Origin of the sequence: Micromonospora sp. LOL_013 (assembly GCF_048060315.1) — a bacterium.
GTDB lineage: Bacteria > Actinomycetota > Actinomycetes > Mycobacteriales > Micromonosporaceae > Micromonospora_E.
Map to the genome: position 1 here is coordinate 22,458 of NZ_JBHMIQ010000024.1, position 14,523 is coordinate 36,980.

The 14,523-nt window shown below is 72.0% G+C and carries 18 protein-coding genes and 1 pseudogene; 4 read left to right on the forward strand and 15 right to left on the reverse strand.

What is annotated here, in order from left to right:
- Nucleotides 1-55: 55 nt before the first annotated feature.
- From ACFHWS_RS17270 to ACFHWS_RS17280, 3 genes are all read right to left on the reverse strand, one after another.
- Nucleotides 56-2,449, reverse strand: a complete 2,394-nt coding sequence (locus tag ACFHWS_RS17270; RefSeq protein ID WP_416556451.1) for a sodium-translocating pyrophosphatase — start codon at nt 2,447-2,449, stop codon at nt 56-58.
- Between the two features lie 261 nt (nt 2,450-2,710).
- Nucleotides 2,711-3,148, reverse strand: coding sequence for an ATP-binding protein (locus ACFHWS_RS17275; protein ID WP_278173352.1), 438 nt, complete (start codon nt 3,146-3,148; stop codon nt 2,711-2,713).
- Nucleotides 3,145-3,516 (reverse strand): STAS domain-containing protein, encoded by a 372-nt coding sequence (locus ACFHWS_RS17280; RefSeq protein ID WP_123604332.1) that lies wholly within the window; start codon nt 3,514-3,516, stop codon nt 3,145-3,147. The genes ACFHWS_RS17275 and ACFHWS_RS17280 overlap by 4 nt, the downstream gene beginning before the upstream one ends.
- Before the next feature lie 153 nt (nt 3,517-3,669).
- Here ACFHWS_RS17280 and ACFHWS_RS17285 point away from each other — a divergent pair, with 153 nt between their 5' ends.
- Both ACFHWS_RS17285 and ACFHWS_RS17290 read left to right on the forward strand, forming a co-directional pair.
- Nucleotides 3,670-6,120 (forward strand): DEAD/DEAH box helicase, encoded by a 2,451-nt coding sequence (locus ACFHWS_RS17285; protein WP_416568551.1) that lies wholly within the window; start codon nt 3,670-3,672, stop codon nt 6,118-6,120.
- Between the two features lie 100 nt (nt 6,121-6,220).
- Nucleotides 6,221-6,433, forward strand: a complete 213-nt coding sequence (locus ACFHWS_RS17290) for a hypothetical protein (RefSeq protein WP_416568552.1) — start codon at nt 6,221-6,223, stop codon at nt 6,431-6,433.
- Nucleotides 6,434-6,541: 108 nt separating this feature from the next.
- Here the strand turns inward: ACFHWS_RS17290 and ACFHWS_RS17295 are convergent.
- The 9 genes and pseudogenes from ACFHWS_RS17295 to ACFHWS_RS17335 form a co-directional block, all read right to left on the reverse strand.
- Nucleotides 6,542-6,880 (reverse strand): annotated as a pseudogene (locus tag ACFHWS_RS17295) (Rv3654c family TadE-like protein); the annotation flags it as partial.
- Nucleotides 6,877-7,317, reverse strand: a complete 441-nt coding sequence (locus ACFHWS_RS17300) for a TadE family type IV pilus minor pilin (RefSeq protein ID WP_416556448.1) — start codon at nt 7,315-7,317, stop codon at nt 6,877-6,879. The gene ACFHWS_RS17300 and the pseudogene ACFHWS_RS17295, both read right to left, overlap by 4 nt.
- On the reverse strand, nt 7,314-7,442 hold the full coding sequence (locus ACFHWS_RS17305) for a DUF4244 domain-containing protein (protein ID WP_233606454.1): 129 nt from the start codon (nt 7,440-7,442) through the stop codon (nt 7,314-7,316). Before ACFHWS_RS17305 ends, ACFHWS_RS17300 begins: the two co-directional genes overlap by 4 nt.
- A gap of 131 nt (nt 7,443-7,573) precedes the next feature.
- The gene (locus tag ACFHWS_RS17310; RefSeq protein ID WP_416556447.1) at nt 7,574-8,275 is read right to left on the reverse strand and encodes a type II secretion system F family protein; all 702 of its coding nucleotides are present in this window, start codon (nt 8,273-8,275) and stop codon (nt 7,574-7,576) included.
- On the reverse strand, nt 8,275-9,087 hold the full coding sequence (locus tag ACFHWS_RS17315; RefSeq protein WP_416568553.1) for a type II secretion system F family protein: 813 nt from the start codon (nt 9,085-9,087) through the stop codon (nt 8,275-8,277). The genes ACFHWS_RS17310 and ACFHWS_RS17315 overlap by 1 nt, the downstream gene beginning before the upstream one ends.
- Complete coding sequence (locus ACFHWS_RS17320; protein WP_416568554.1) at nt 9,084-10,334, reverse strand: TadA family conjugal transfer-associated ATPase; 1,251 nt, start codon at nt 10,332-10,334, stop codon at nt 9,084-9,086. The genes ACFHWS_RS17315 and ACFHWS_RS17320 overlap by 4 nt, the downstream gene beginning before the upstream one ends.
- 280 nt (nt 10,335-10,614) lie before the next feature.
- The gene (locus ACFHWS_RS17325) at nt 10,615-10,797 is read right to left on the reverse strand and encodes a hypothetical protein (RefSeq protein WP_281552073.1); all 183 of its coding nucleotides are present in this window, start codon (nt 10,795-10,797) and stop codon (nt 10,615-10,617) included.
- Between the two features lie 5 nt (nt 10,798-10,802).
- Nucleotides 10,803-10,982, reverse strand: a complete 180-nt coding sequence (locus ACFHWS_RS17330) for a hypothetical protein (protein WP_416568555.1) — start codon at nt 10,980-10,982, stop codon at nt 10,803-10,805.
- Between the two features lie 25 nt (nt 10,983-11,007).
- Nucleotides 11,008-11,193, reverse strand: coding sequence for a hypothetical protein (locus ACFHWS_RS17335; RefSeq protein ID WP_416568556.1), 186 nt, complete (start codon nt 11,191-11,193; stop codon nt 11,008-11,010).
- Nucleotides 11,194-11,420: 227 nt separating this feature from the next.
- Between ACFHWS_RS17335 and ACFHWS_RS17340 the strand changes: the two genes are divergently transcribed.
- The gene (locus ACFHWS_RS17340; RefSeq protein WP_416556442.1) at nt 11,421-12,275 is read left to right on the forward strand and encodes a helix-turn-helix domain-containing protein; all 855 of its coding nucleotides are present in this window, start codon (nt 11,421-11,423) and stop codon (nt 12,273-12,275) included.
- Nucleotides 12,272-12,460 carry a DUF397 domain-containing protein gene (locus tag ACFHWS_RS17345; RefSeq protein ID WP_416556441.1) on the forward strand — a complete coding sequence of 63 codons (189 nt, stop codon included), beginning with the start codon at nt 12,272-12,274 and terminating at the stop codon, nt 12,458-12,460. Before ACFHWS_RS17340 ends, ACFHWS_RS17345 begins: the two co-directional genes overlap by 4 nt.
- Nucleotides 12,461-12,529: 69 nt before the next feature.
- On the opposite strand, the gene ACFHWS_RS17350 is transcribed toward ACFHWS_RS17345, so the two are convergent.
- The 3 genes from ACFHWS_RS17350 to ssd all read right to left on the reverse strand — a co-directional run bounded on the left by ACFHWS_RS17350 (nt 12,530) and on the right by ssd (nt 14,366).
- Complete coding sequence (locus ACFHWS_RS17350; protein ID WP_416556440.1) at nt 12,530-12,844, reverse strand: helix-turn-helix domain-containing protein; 315 nt, start codon at nt 12,842-12,844, stop codon at nt 12,530-12,532.
- Nucleotides 12,844-13,137 (reverse strand): type II toxin-antitoxin system RelE/ParE family toxin, encoded by a 294-nt coding sequence (locus tag ACFHWS_RS17355; RefSeq protein ID WP_416568557.1) that lies wholly within the window; start codon nt 13,135-13,137, stop codon nt 12,844-12,846. The genes ACFHWS_RS17350 and ACFHWS_RS17355 overlap by 1 nt, the downstream gene beginning before the upstream one ends.
- Nucleotides 13,138-13,274: 137 nt before the next feature.
- Entirely contained in the window at nt 13,275-14,366 is a 1,092-nt protein-coding gene (gene ssd / locus ACFHWS_RS17360; protein WP_416556438.1) for a septum site-determining protein Ssd, read from the reverse strand.
- Nucleotides 14,367-14,523 lie beyond the last annotated feature (157 nt).

Genomic DNA, 14,523 nt, shown 5'->3' on the forward strand with positions numbered 1-14,523 from the left:
GTCGAAGCCGGTGGCTCCACCCGGTCCACAAGGATCGGGTGGAGCCACCGGTCGGTCAGACGCTCACCCGCTCCGATTCGGACCCGGCGCTGCCGCCACCGGCCGGGCCGCCGTCGATGTTCTCCCCCATCGCCATCGGCTTGCGCTTGGTGAACACCACCGCGGCCACCACGACCAGGGTCGCCACCACCGCGATGGCGATGCGCAGCGGGTCGTTCTGGTCGGTGCCCACGCCCCACATGATCACTGCGGGGGCGATCAGCAGCGCCACCAGATTCATCACCTTGAGCAGCGGGTTGATCGCCGGACCTGCGGTGTCCTTGAACGGGTCGCCGACGGTGTCGCCGATGACCGTGGCGGCATGCGCCTCGGAACCCTTGCCGCCGTGCGCGCCGTCCTCCACCAGCTTCTTGGCGTTGTCCCAGGCACCGCCCGAGTTGGCCAGGAACACCGCCATCAGCACACCGGTGCCGATCGCGCCGGCCAGGTACGCGGCGAGCGCACCGGCACCGAGGCCGAAACCGACCGCGATCGGCGCGAGCACCGCCAGCAGACCCGGGGTGAGCAGCTCCCGCTGGGCGTCACGGGTGCAGATGTCGACCACCTTGCCGTACTCCGGCCGTTGGGTCCGCTCCATGATTCCGGGGTTGTCGCGGAACTGGCGGCGGACCTCCAGCACGACGGCGCCGGCCGAGCGGGACACCGCGTTGATGGCCAGCCCGGAGAAGAGGAAGACCACTGCGGCACCGATGATCAGTCCGACCAGGTTGCCCGGGTTGGCGACGTTGAGCGAGTCGGCCAGGTAGCCCGGCACGTCGTCGATCCCGGCGTCGTTCAGCGCGATGCTGACCGTGTCGGTGTAGGAGCCGAACAGCGCCGTCGCGGCGAGCACGGCGGTGGCGATCGCGATGCCCTTGGTGATCGCCTTGGTGGTGTTGCCGACCGCGTCCAGCTCGGTGAGGGTACGGGCGCCGGCCTCGTCGATGTCACCGGACATCTCGGCGATGCCCTGCGCGTTGTCGGAGATCGGGCCGAAGGTGTCCATCGCCACGATCACGCCGACCGTGGTGAGCAGGCCGGTACCGGCCAGCGCCACGGCGAACAGCGACAGGGTGATGGAGCCGCCACCGAGCAGGTACGCCCCGAACACCCCGGCGCCGACCAGCAGCGCCGAGTAGACCGCCGATTCCAGGCCGACGCTGATGCCGGCCAGGATGACGGTGGCCGCGCCGGTCTGCGAACTCTTGCCGATGTCCTGCACCGGGCGGCGGTGCACTTCGGTGAAGTAGCCGGTGAGCAGCTGGATCGCGGCGGCCAGCACGATGCCGATGAGCACCGCGCCGACGGCCAGGCCGGCCGGGGACAGCGGCAGGTCGGCCCCGTCGTCGACACCGAGCTGCGCACGCCAGTCGTCGCCGAGCAACTCGGTCCAGCTGCCCGGCAGGTAGAGGAGGGCGGCGACGGCGACCAGCACCGCGGCCAGCACCGCCGAGGTGAAGAACGCCCGGTTGATCGCCACCATGCCGTTGCGGTCCGATGGACGCAGCCGGGTGATCAGTACGCCGAACAGCGCGATCACCGCACCGATGGTGGAGACGATCAACGGGAAGACCAGGCCTTCCTCGCCGAACGCGGCCCGGCCCAGGATCAGCGCGGCGACCAGGGTCACCGCGTACGACTCGAACAGGTCGGCGGCCATGCCGGCGCAGTCACCGACGTTGTCGCCCACGTTGTCGGCGATGGTCGCCGGGTTACGGGCGTCGTCCTCCGGGATGCCCTGCTCGACCTTGCCGACCAGGTCGGCGCCGACGTCGGCGGCCTTGGTGAAGATGCCGCCGCCGACCCGCATGAACATGGCCAGCAGGGCCGCGCCGAAGCCGAAGCCCTCCAGCACGGTCGGTGCGTCGACCCGGTAGAGGACGACCACCAGGGCCGCGCCGAACAGGCCGAGGCCCACCGTGAGGAAGCCGACCACGCCGCCGGTCCGGAAGGCGATCTTCATCGCGTTCTCCCGGCCACCGGTGCCGGTGCCGGCCGCCGCGGCGACCCGCAGGTTCGCCCGGGTGGCCAGCGCCATCCCGGCACCGCCGATGAACGCGCTGAACACCGCGCCCACCACGAAGAAGACGGATCGACCGACCTTCACCATCATCTCGCTGCCCTGTGTCTCGTGCACAGGGAGCAGGAAGAGCAGTATGACGGCGAGTACGACGAACACGCCGAGGGTTTTGAACTGGCGGAACAGGTACGCCGACGCGCCTTCCTGCACGGCGCCGGCGATTTCCTGCATGTTCGTGGTGCCCTTACCGGTCGCCAGCACCGCCCGTACCAGGGCGGCGGCGAAACCCAGCGCCACCAGCGCGATGACCGCGGCGATGACGACGTACGTCAGGTGTGTGCCGGTAAGGGACAGCCCGCCGCCTTCGGCGGCCAAGGTGGTCCCGGACATCAGTGTCCTCCTGTACCGAACGCTCGCCCCGGTCGGTGGACGAACCGGCGGGGCGACTCCACGCGGGGAGCAACGAGGTCTGCTGGCACCCACAGGTTTGTGGGGCCAGGACAGTTGGTGATAACCCGCGTACTCTAGCCGGACCGGGTAAGGCAGGTCACACCGTCCACCCACCGAGTTGTGGACCATTCCTGCAGGCGGAACGGACAGTTGTGACGACGGAGGTTGATCTTCAGCTGGTGGGCGGGGCCGACGCGGGTCTCACCGGCCGACCGGCCAGACCATCCGCACCTCGGTCCCGACACCTTCGTCGACCGGCCGCACCTGGAGGTCCTCGACGAAACCGGCCAGCAGGGCGAAACCGACACCGACCGTCAGGGCCTCGTCGGTCAACGACTCGTCGGCCAGTTCGTCGGGCGGCAACGCGCTCAGACCGAGCCCGGCTTCGATCGGGGCCCGGTCGATGACCCGTACGGTGTAGGTCTCCTCATCGGACATCTCCACCTGAACCAGGTCGGCCAGCCCGTACTGGCGGTGCAGGGCGACGGCCCGGGTACAGGCCTCGCCGATCGCCAGCCGGACCTCGTCGAGCAACTCCTCGGCCACCCCGGCCCGGCGGGCGACGGCGACGCCGACCAGGCGGGCGGTGCGCACGTGCACCGGCGCCGGGGAGAACGAGAGGCGGACGGTGGCCATCACGCCGTCGGCGCTGCGCCAGCTGAGCCATCCGGTTCCCCACCGGTGGCGGCCTGTACGGTCGGGAAGATCGGGAAGACCTGGTCCAGCGCGGTGATCCGGAAGATCTTCAGCAGGGACTCCTTGTCGCAGACCAGCCCAAAGGTGCCGCCGGCCGGGCGGAGTCGCTTCAGCGCGCCGACCAGCACGCCGAGCCCGGTGGAGTCGAGGAAGTCGACCCGGTGGAGATCAACGACGATCTTGTGGTTGCCGGCGTCGATCAGCTCGATCAACCGCTCCCGCAGCCGGGGAGCGGTATAGACGTCCACTTCGCCGCCGACCTCCAGCACCGTGTACTCGCCAACGGTGCGAGTCGACAGCGACAGCTCCATCGGTCCCCTCCTCGGCTGCGATGCACGCCTATGGCATCTAACCACCGCGCGGCGCGGTTGCGCCGCGCGACTCCGCACGGTCGATGATCTCCCTGCACCCCGCATACCTACCCCGGGATGCCGACGTCGGCACCCCGGTGCGAGAGTGCAGACGTGACCTCACCCGCCACCGTAACGCCCGGACCGGGTTCGGACCCGGCGGGGTTGCTGCGTCGGTGGGGCGCCGCCGGGGAACTGCCACGCCAGTCCGGGGCCGCCCCGACGCACCAGGCAGCACCCACGGTCACCCATGTCGAGCGGTTGCCGGTGCGCCCCGGTGCCACCGCGCCGTGGCCCGACTGGGTACCCGCCGACCTGCGGGACGTGTTGACCGCACGCGGGGTCCAGCAGCCTTGGCGGCACCAGGCGTACGCAGCCGAGCTGGCCCACTCCGGCCGGCACGTCATCGTCGCCACCGGCACCGGGTCCGGCAAGTCGCTGGCGTACCTGCTGCCGGCGTTGGCGAAGCTGCTGGCCGACCCTCGGGCCACCGTGCTGTACCTGGCGCCGACGAAGGCACTCGCCGCCGACCAGTTGCGCGCCGTCGCCGAGCTGGGACTCGACGGAGTACGGCCGGCCTGCTACGACGGCGACACCCCGCAGCCGGAGCGGGCCTGGATTCGGCAGCACGCCCGCTTTGTGCTGACGAATCCGGACATGCTGCATCGAGGAATCCTGCCCCGGCACGGGGCCTGGTCGAACTTCCTCCGCCGGCTGACCTACGTCATCGTCGACGAGTGCCACAGCTACCGGGGCGTGTTCGGCTCGCACGTGGCCCACGTACTGCGTCGGCTGCGTCGCCAGACCGAGCGGTACCAGCGGGTCCGGCCCGGTACCGTGCCCAGCGCCCGACCCGCCCTCGGGTCCGGAGCCCGGCCCACCACCGGGCCCGGCACGCCGGTGTTCATCCTGGCGTCGGCGACCTCGGGAGAGCCGGCGCGGGCGGGCAGCCAGCTGACCGGGCTGCCGGTGGAGCCGGTCACCGAGGACAGCGCCCCGCGCGGGGCGGTGACCTTCGCGCTGTGGGAGCCGCCGCTGCTGCCCGGTGCCCGCGCCGACACCGACGATCTCACCCCGGTACGGCGGTCGGCGCTGCGGGAAAGCGCCGATCTGCTCGCCGACGCGGTCGCCGCCGGGGTCCGCACGCTCGCGTTCGTCCGGTCCCGGCGCGGGGCGGAGGTGGTGGCCAGCAACGCGCGCCGGGCACTTGACGAGGTGGCTCCCGGGCTCGGCGACCGGGTGGCGGCGTACCGGGCGGGTTTCCTGGCCGAGGAGCGACGGGCGTTGGAGCGTGCGCTCACCTCCGGCGAACTGCTCGGGCTGGCCTCGACGAACGCCCTCGAGCTCGGGGTGGACCTGGTCGGTCTGGACGCGGTGCTGATCTGCGGGTACCCCGGCACCCGGGCGTCGCTGTGGCAGCAGGCCGGGCGGGCCGGACGCGCCGGACGCGAGGCGCTGGCGGTGCTGATCGCCCGGGACGACCCGCTCGACACCTACCTGGTGCACCATCCGGAGGCGGTCTTCGGCCGGCCGGTGGAGGCGACGGTGCTCGACCCGACCAATCCTTACGTGCTCGGGCCGCAACTGTGCTGCGCGGCCGCCGAGGGTGCGCTGACCTCGGCCGACATCGAACTGTTCGGTGGCGCGTCGGTCAAGCAGACGCTGGACGAGCTGGTCGCCGCCGGGCTGCTGCGGCGACGCCCCACCGGGTGGTACTGGACCGCCGCCGGCCGTCCCGAGGTCGACCTGCGCGGCGAGGGCGGCACCCCGGTCGACGTCGTGGAGACCTCGACCGGTCGGCTGCTCGGCACGGTCGACCCCGGCTCGTCACACTTCCTCATCCATCCGGGCGCGGTCTACCTGCACCAGGGCGGGTCGTACGTGGTGGACGACCTCGACCTGGACGGGGCGTGCGCGCTGGTGCACGCCGAGGAGCCGGACTGGTCCACCCACGCCCGGGAGGTCACCTCGCTGTCGGTGGCGGCGGTACGCGAGTACCGCGACGCCGGCCCGGTCGGCCTGTTCGTCGGCGACGTCGACGTGACCAGCCAGGTCGTCTCCTACCAGCGGCGCCGGATCGGGTCGGGCGAGGTGCTGGACACCCGACCACTGGACCTGCCGGCCCGACAGTTGCGCACCGTCGCCGTGTGGTTCACCGTCTCGCCGGCCGCGCTCGCCGCCGCCGGGGTCGAGCCGGCGGACGTGCCCGGCGCGCTGCACGCCGCCGAGCACGCGGCGATCGGCCTGCTGCCGCTGATCGCCACCTGCGACCGGTGGGACATCGGCGGACTCTCCACCGCCGGGCACGCTGACACCGAGGCGCCGACGGTGTTCGTCTACGACGGCCACCCCGGGGGCGCCGGGTTCGCCGAACGCGCCTACCAGGCGGCCCGGACCTGGTTGGGGGCCACCCGCGATCTGATCGCCGCGTGTGGCTGCGAGACCGGCTGCCCGTCCTGCGTGCAGTCGCCGAAGTGCGGCAACGGCAACAACCCGCTGGGCAAGGCCGACGCGGTCCGGGTGCTCGACGTGGTGCTGGCCAGCCTGCCGGAAAGCGCTGACTGATCCGGCACCAGACCATGTGCGATCTACTGGCATGAATTTCTCCTGATCTGGATAGATTAGACGTGGGAGCGCTTCCACCACGCCACCGGAGGAGAACGCCGTGGCCGACACCGTGGCCGACACCGTCGAACTGCTCTACTCGATCGACCCGCAGAACCTCACCGTCGACCAGCAGATCGCCCTGGCCCAGGGGTACGCGGCCCTGGCCCAGGCGGAACGCCTCGAACTGATTCAGCAGCGGCTCTACAACATCCACCAGGTGATTTCCCGCTGGGCCATGCACGCCACCACCGCCGACGGCCCGCCGCGCTGACCCGGGATCGGCCCGCGCGGCGGCACCCTCCCACGGGTCGGCCCGCAGCGGACCGGCTCGGGCGGTCACCCTCACCGGCCGGCCGACGCCGGTGGCCGGAAGTGGCGTCACCTCGACGGTGACCACCACCTCCAGCCCGTCGACGGTGCAGGCACGCAACCGTCCGCCGTTGCGTCCGGCAACCTCGGCCGCCCGGTCGCAGACCGCGCCGGGGCCGGCGAACACCCGGGCGGCACCGGCGAGCGCGGCCAGGTCGGCGGCCACCGAGGCCTGCTGGCGGGCGAGGCGGACCGCACCGATCAGTGCACCGGCGATGCCGGCGGCGACCAGCGTCAACCCGACAGCGAGCAGCCACAGGCTGGCGCTGCCGCGCTGCCCGGCGTCGACCCCGGGCCGGCGTGGGCGGCCTGGGTCACGCGGCCCACGCCGACATCGTCGGCCGGTCACCGGTGACGCTCCGGCAGCGATCCCGCGCCGTCACCACCGCCGACGGCACCGCTGCTTACTGCGCTCCCAGATACACCGGCTGCGGTCCCAGTGACGCCCGGCTCGACCGCAGCGGTCACGGACGCGGTGACCGACGCCGGCCCGAGCCGGGCACCCAACGCCCGCAGCGGTGCCCGGACCGTGACGGTGACCAGGTCACCGTCGACGGCCACGGAGACCTCGGCTCCCGGCGGTCCGGCCAGGGCCGCCGCATCGCGGTCGCCCCGGGCGGTGGCCAGCGCGACCGACCGTGCCATGTCGAGACACTCGGACTTGGTGACCACGGCGCTGACGGCGGACAGCCCCACCGCCAGCAGCAGCACCAGCGCCGGCAGGCCGGCGGCCAACTCGGCGGTGAACGAGCCCCGGTCACCGCCGGCCTGCCGGCGCGGCCTCATCCGAGCGCCCGATCGATGACCGAGGCGAGGGCAGCCTGCACGCCCTCGCTGGTCAACACCTTGAGCAGAATCCCGGCGAAGGCGACGGCGGCCAGGGTGCCGACGGCGTACTCGGCGGTGTTCATCCCGGCGTCGTCGCGCAACCGGCCGGCCAGCTGGCCGCGCCACCGACCGGGCACCGCCGTGGCCGCTGCCGCTGCCGGGTCCGCCGCCGCGTCGGGCGGAACCTTCGTCGACCGCATGATGACTCCTTTCCTCAGAGGACGTCGCCGAGGACGGCGACGATCACCGGCACCAGACCGGCGAGAATGAAGGCGGGCAGAAAACACAGCCCGAGGGGAAGCACGATCAGCACTCCGGCGCGGCGGGCCGCCGCCTCGGCCGCCGCCGAACGACCGGCCCGCAGATCGTCGGCGAGCCTGGTCGCCGCACCGGCGAGGGCGGCGCCGCTGGCCGCGGAGCGGATCGCGGCGGCGGCCAGGCGCTCGCCGCCCGGGACCGCGTCAAGATGCCGCCACGCCTCGGCCGGCTCGGCACCGAGCCGCAACGCCCGAGCCACCCGGCTCAGCCGGGCACCGAGCGGCCCGGCCAGCGCGTCGGCCACCGCGACCATTGCCCGATCCACCGGCGCTCCGGCGCGCAGCGCCGCCGCCAGCAGATCGGCGGCCAGCGGCAGGTCGGCTGCCGCGCGCAGCCGCCGACGGCGTACCGACGGCGGCTCGATCCGGCGCAGCGCCCGGTCGACACCGGCAGCGGCCGCGATGGCCAGCGGCACGGAGAGCCAACCGCCGCCGATCACCAGCACCGCCAGGCCGGACAGCACCGCGACCGGGCGGACGAGCCGCGACAGGTCGGGCTCCGGTGGCGGACTGTCACTGAGCCGGGCGAGCCGGCGACGGGTGGCGAGTGCCGTGACCGGGCGGACCGCCGGCGGCAGCATCACGCGGGTACCGGCCATCAGCTGGTCGCCTCCGGTGCCCGGTTCAGCCGCTCGGTCCAGGCCAGCCCGGCGACCTGCAGCGCCACGGCGGCGAGCGCGCAGGCCGCGCCGATCGGAGTCCGCAACAGCACCGCTACCGGATCCACCCCGATGCTGTAGCCGAGGGCCAGGCCGCCGGCGGGCAGGCCGGCCAGTAGCCAGGCGGTCATCTGCGCACCGGCGGCCTGCGCGGCGGCAGCGTCCCGCGACCGGTCCAGCGCACGGGCGTCGGCTTCGATCCGTTCGATCAGGTCGGCCAGTGGCGCGCCGGTGCGCTCCGCCAGCCGTACGGCGGCGGTCGACAGGCCGGCGAGCCGGGTGGCGGCGGTGCCCGTCGTTGGGCCCGGGTCCCGCAACGTCATCGGCCCCGCTGGCAGGCCCGCCCGCAGGTCGGCGGCGTGCGCGGCCAGTGCGTCCAACTGCCGTACCCGCCGGTCCCGCCGGGCCTTGGCGGCGGCCCGGTTCGCTGCCGTTCGCAGGCCGAGCCCCAGGTACGCGGCGGCGATCGTCGCCGCCACCGGCCCGCCCAGCCAGCCGGCGGCGAGCCCGCCGGTGCCGGCGACGGCCACGAGCGCCCGGCGCGGATGGCGGCACGCGGCGCTGCCGAGCCACAGCGCCCGGGACCGCAGCCGGACGCTGAACGGAACGGTGGTTGGTGGTGGCGAGTTCGGACCGCCACTGGACCGGACCGGGGTCGGACCGGTCACGGCCAGCAGCCGACGACGGTGTCCCCACGGGCGGCGCAGCCGAAGCGGCCAACGCCGGTGCGACGTGCCGGGTCGCAGGCTCATCGCGGCCCCCGGCTGTCGAGCACCGCCGGCACCGGTACGCCGCGTTCGGCGAGCAACCTGGCCAGGATCGGGCCGGCCGGTTGCGGCCCGGCCCCGCGCCGCCAGGCCGGGGTGACCGTGATGAGCCGCTCCGGCCCGTGCGGGGTGAGCAGACAGATCGCGTCAACGAATCGCCGCCCGGCGAACCGGCGCAACTGGACGACCACCTGGATGGCGGCCGCGATCTGCGCATGCAAGGCGGCGCGGGGCAGCCCACCGAGCAGCCCCAACGCCTCCAGCCGGGCCGGCACGTCGCTGGCCGCGTTCGCGTGCAGGGTTCCGGCGCCGCCGTCGTGGCCGGTGTTGAGCGCGGCCAGCAGGTCGACGACCTCGGCGCCCCGGCACTCACCGACGACCAGCCGGTCCGGCCGCATCCGCAACGCCTGCCGGACCAACGCACCGAGCCCGACCGACCCGACCCCCTCGACGTTGGCTGTCCGGGCCTGCAACGTCACCACGTGCGGATGCTCCGGCCGCAACTCGGCCGCGTCCTCCACCATCACGATCCGCTCGTCGGCCGGCACCAACCCGAGCAGCGTGTTCAACAGCGTCGTCTTGCCCGACCCCGTGCCGCCCGCGATCAGGTACGCCAGCCGCCCCGCCACCACCGCCTGCAGCAGCTCCGCCACCGGCGGATCGACCATGCCGTTGCCCACCAGCTCGGCCAGCTGGAACGGACGCTGCCGGAAGGTCCGCAACGACAGGTACGGCCCCGTCGCCGCCACCGGCGGCAACACCGCGTGCAACCGGGTACCGTCGGGCAACCGGGCATCGACGTACGGGCAACCGTCATCGAGCCGACGCCCACAGGCAGCCGCCAACCGCTGCGCCAACCGGCGTACCTCGTCCACCGAACCGACGCCCACCGCCGCCCGCTCCAACCCGGCACCCCGGTCCACCCACACCTGGGTGCCGTTCACCAGAACGTCGGTCACCCGCACATCGGCCAGCAACGGCGCCAACGGCCCCGCCCCGGCCAACTCACCGTGCACCCGGTCGGCCAGCCGCAACAACCCGACGTCACCTCGCAACGCCGCCCCCGGCTCGGCCCGGACCGCACCGACCACCGACGCCGGCGTCACCGACGTGCCGTCCGCGACGAACCGCTCCCGTACGCGGGCCGCCACCGCCGCCTCGTCGACATTCGCACCACCCGGCCACCCGGCCGGCGCGGCGAAACCGCCCGTACGGGCCGACCCGGCCGTCATGACGCCACCACCGCACGATCGACCAGGCCCGCGACGTTACGCCGAGGTCTTCCCTCGGCGGTGACGAGCGGCGTACAGGTGCGGCGAACCGTGACGGGGTACAGCGGCGGCATCTGAGCCCTCCTACGGCTCGGGAAGCGATGCCGAAACTGTGGACGCTGACGCGGCGTTCATGCCTGGACGATCAGGCAGGCTGTGGACAACCGACCTGCCTGTGGATAACTCCTCCCGGCCGGAGGTGATCTGCTACGGCGGCCGCGTAGGCAATGAACCGGCAGGGTCAGATCGAGCGGCGTGGCCAGCGCTTGCGGGGGCGCGGCTCCTCCTCACGGTGCTGACGCTTGTGCTCGTGCACCCGGTCCTCCCACGCCTGCTGGTCGTCGTCGGCGGGATCGAACGGGTACCAGCGGTGCGAACCGTCCTCGAAGTGCATGTCCTCGTCACCGGGCCGGATGACCGACATCAGCGTCACCACCCCATGAATCGCCAGTACAGGTATTCGCTGCGGTTGTCCGCCAGGTCGATCATCGCGTCAAGCAGACAGGTCGCCATATAGCCCGACAGCGACACCGTCGCCCCCGCGTACTCCGCGAGCAGCTCCTCACGACGGGTGAGGGCCACGGATCCGCGCATCCCGCGCAGGTCCACGCCGGCTGGATCGGGATGTGGAAGCTCACGCGCCCTCCCCTGGCCAGTGACCCCGGTTGATCGGTATCCGGTGCCCCGCCCGGCAGGGCAGCGCCGCCCCGCACCGACAGACCTGCTGCCACTTGCTCCAGGACCACACCGGCCGGTGTCGCCTGGCCAGAGTCCGTGCGACTGCGACGACGTACGCCTCGTAGCTGACACGCTGGGTCATCCGCCCCTCCTTCAGTGAGGGGATTTGACGGCCGGGCCTATCGGTCATCCGACCGCCACACCCAGCAACCATGGTTCCCACGAACCACCGTCAATGCAATATTACATTTTAGATGAAACGCTTGACGATACTTCACCTAGTGATGTTTCATTGCCGAGCGTGGTCGATGGGTGCTACACATCGAGTGCGAATGTCGCCCGGTGTGTAGTCACGGAGAGGAGAATCCAGTGACGACCGACACCGGCTCGACCGTCCCGAGACGACAGCTCGGCAGGCATCTACGGCAGCTCCGCGAGGAGGCCCGCATGACCGTGAAGGCTGCGGCCACCGCACTGGAATGGTCCACGCCCAAGATCTGGCGCATCGAAACCGGTGCCACGTCGATGCGGTCCCTCGACGTCGAAGCCATGTGCAAGGTCTACGGAGCGTCACCAGAAATCACCGAGGCGTTGATGGGGCTCGCCAAGGAGACCAGGGCCCGTGGCTGGTGGCACTCGTACGGCGACGCCATCCCCGAGTGGTTCGAGCTGTACGTCGGCCTTGAGTCAGGCGCGACCCGGCTGCGCAAGTACGAGGCGCACCTGGTCCCCGGCCTTCTGCAGACCAAGGCGTACGCGACCCGGGTATACGAGGCCGGACGCCCCGATATGAAGCGCGAGGACATCGACCGAGGGGTCGCCTTGCGGCTCGACCGTCAGGCACTGCTGACCCGAGCCACCCCACCCGCGCCGCAGGTCGACATCATCCTCGACGAGGCTGTGCTCCGGCGCGACATCGACGCCGAGCAGCTCAACCTGATCGTCACCGTCAGCCGCCAGCCCAACGTCTCCGTCCGGGTGGTGCCGTTCAGCGCAGGCCTGCACCGCGCCACGTTGGCGAACGGCGCGTTCACCATCCTGGATTTCGACGGCTCCGACGAACCGACGATCATCTACGCCGACGGACTGACCGGCGCCCTCTACCTCGACAAGCCCGCCGAGGCGGCGGCGTACGAGGAGGTCTGGTCAGCCGTCGAGTCCACGGCACTCAGCGAGGCGCAGTCTCGCAAACTCATCGCATCGATCGCGGAGGAACCGTCATGACCGAACTCGCGTGGAAGAAGAGCACCCGCAGCAACGCCGGCGGGGACTGTGTCGAGGTCGCCAACCCCAGCCGAGCCGTCCTGGTCCGCGACAGCAAGGACCAGGCCGGACCGGCGCTGTCGTTCACCGCCGACACCTGGACCGGCTTCGTCAAGGGGATCAAGATCGGCCAGTTCGACCAATGACCTAGACGACTGTCTGCCCCTGATCCCACAACCAGGACCAGGGCCAGACCCTGGCGTCAGGGCAGGTAGTCAGGCTGCGATGAACTCGACAGCACCGCCGCTGACCTTGATATTGAAATCCATGCCTGTGCCCTTCGACAGCTTGACCAGGGTCGCGATCGACGGAGGCTGATCGCCCGACTCAAGGCGCGCGATCACCGACTGAGTCATCCCGACCTCGCGGGCAAGCCCCGCCTGGGTGAGGCCATGTTCCTGGCGGTAGCGCAAGATTCGCAGCGCGACGTCGTTGGCGAACGCTGTGCGGTCCCACTCCGAGCGAAACTCTGGGTCGTGGCGCTGCTCGCCGTGGACTTGGGCCGAGGCCTTCAGATCAGACAGGTTCATCACTCGTCGCCCTTCACTTCGTCGATGCGCTTCTCTGCTGCGGCGATTGCCTTCCAGAAGGCTCGTGGGTTGACACTGGCCTCGGGGGCGATGGCTCCGAGGACGTAGGCGTTGCCGACCTGGCGATAAAGGGCTCGCCAGCGACTACTGCCGGCTCGTGGGCGTAGCTCCCGGAGGCTGGTAGCTGTCTTGATGTCGCTCGAGTGCGGGTACCCCAGGTTTGGCCCGATTGCTACCAATTTGTCTACTGCATGGCCGATCGCTACCCGCTCGACAGCGGGCAACTCGCGCAACTCAGCTTCCGCCCCGGGGTGGTAGTAGACCGGCCATGATACCTGAGAATTATAGCAGAACTGCGATAGCGGCGGGTGCTTGGAGGCCGTTTCACCAGAACGTCGGTCACCCGCGCCCGAACGGGCCGAACCCGCTGTCACGACGCTGCCGCCGTACGGTCGACCAGGCCGGCGACGACCCGCTGGCACAACTCCGCCAACGGACCCCGGCCCGACGAACCTGGAGCGTCACCGCGCTCCAGCCCTCGGCTGACTCGTGGCTCAGGTTGCAGCACCCCGGTCACCGGCAGCCCCAGGGTCCGCCCGATCTCCCGGGCCCGCAGCCGACCCGGGGCCGGCCCGCGCACGACCAGCGACAGGTCGGTGCAGTGCGGTTGGATGTCGGTGATCACCCGGGCGGTCGCCGCCGTGGCCCGCAACTCGGCCGGAACCAGCACCAGGACCCGGTCGGTGGCGTGCATCGCGGCGATCGCGGCGTCGTCGGGCCGGCGGGGCAGGTCGACGACGACCACGTCGCGCTCCCGCCGGGCCGCGTCCAGGGCGGCGGTCATCGTGGCGGCGGGCAGGGGCAACGGTTCGCCCCGGTCCCAGGAGAGCAGCCCGAGGTCGCCCCGGCAGGGCAGCGCGCCGGCCAGCGCCGACGGGTCGATCCGGCCGTCGCTGTCGGCAAGCGCCGGCCAGCGCAACCCGTCGATCTGCTCCCAGCCGAGGACCAGATCGAGGCCGCCACCGAGCGGGTCGGCGTCAACCAGCAAGCTACGCAGCCCGAGCCGGGCGGCGGTGACCGACAGGGCACCGGCCAGCACGCTGGCGCCGGCCCCGCCCCGGCCGCCGATCACCCCGATGACAGCTGCGGCTGGTTTGTCGGTGCCGCCGTTGTCGGTGAGGCGGTCGACCAGCCACGGCTCCGCCGCCGGCAGGATCGCGACGTGCTCGGCGCCGAGCAGTTCGGCGACCTGCCATGGCTGGTCCTGGTCGGCCCGGCCGACCAGGACCAGCCGGGGTCGGCGGGGCATTCTGGCCCGCAGGTAGGCGTCCGCCTGGTCGGCACCGACCAGGACGAGCGGGGCGGCGGCCTGCCGGGACCGGGCGGCGGCTGGGTCGGCCGCCAGGTCGACGTCGGTGCCGGCGAGCGCCGCAAGGCGCAGCAGGTCGTCGAGCAGCCGTTCGTCTGCGGTGACGACCAGTGGCAGCCGACGGGGTACGGCGATGCTGGTGCGCGGCGGCATCCGGACCTCCTGCGGTCGGTGAGGGATGCCGCAACTGTGGGTGCCGACCCGGTGCCGGCGTGCCCTCGGCGGGGCTGCCTGTGGACAACGGGACCGCCTGTGGACAACGCCGACGCCGGTCAGCTGATCTGTTAGGCAGGACGACCGGACGCGCAGG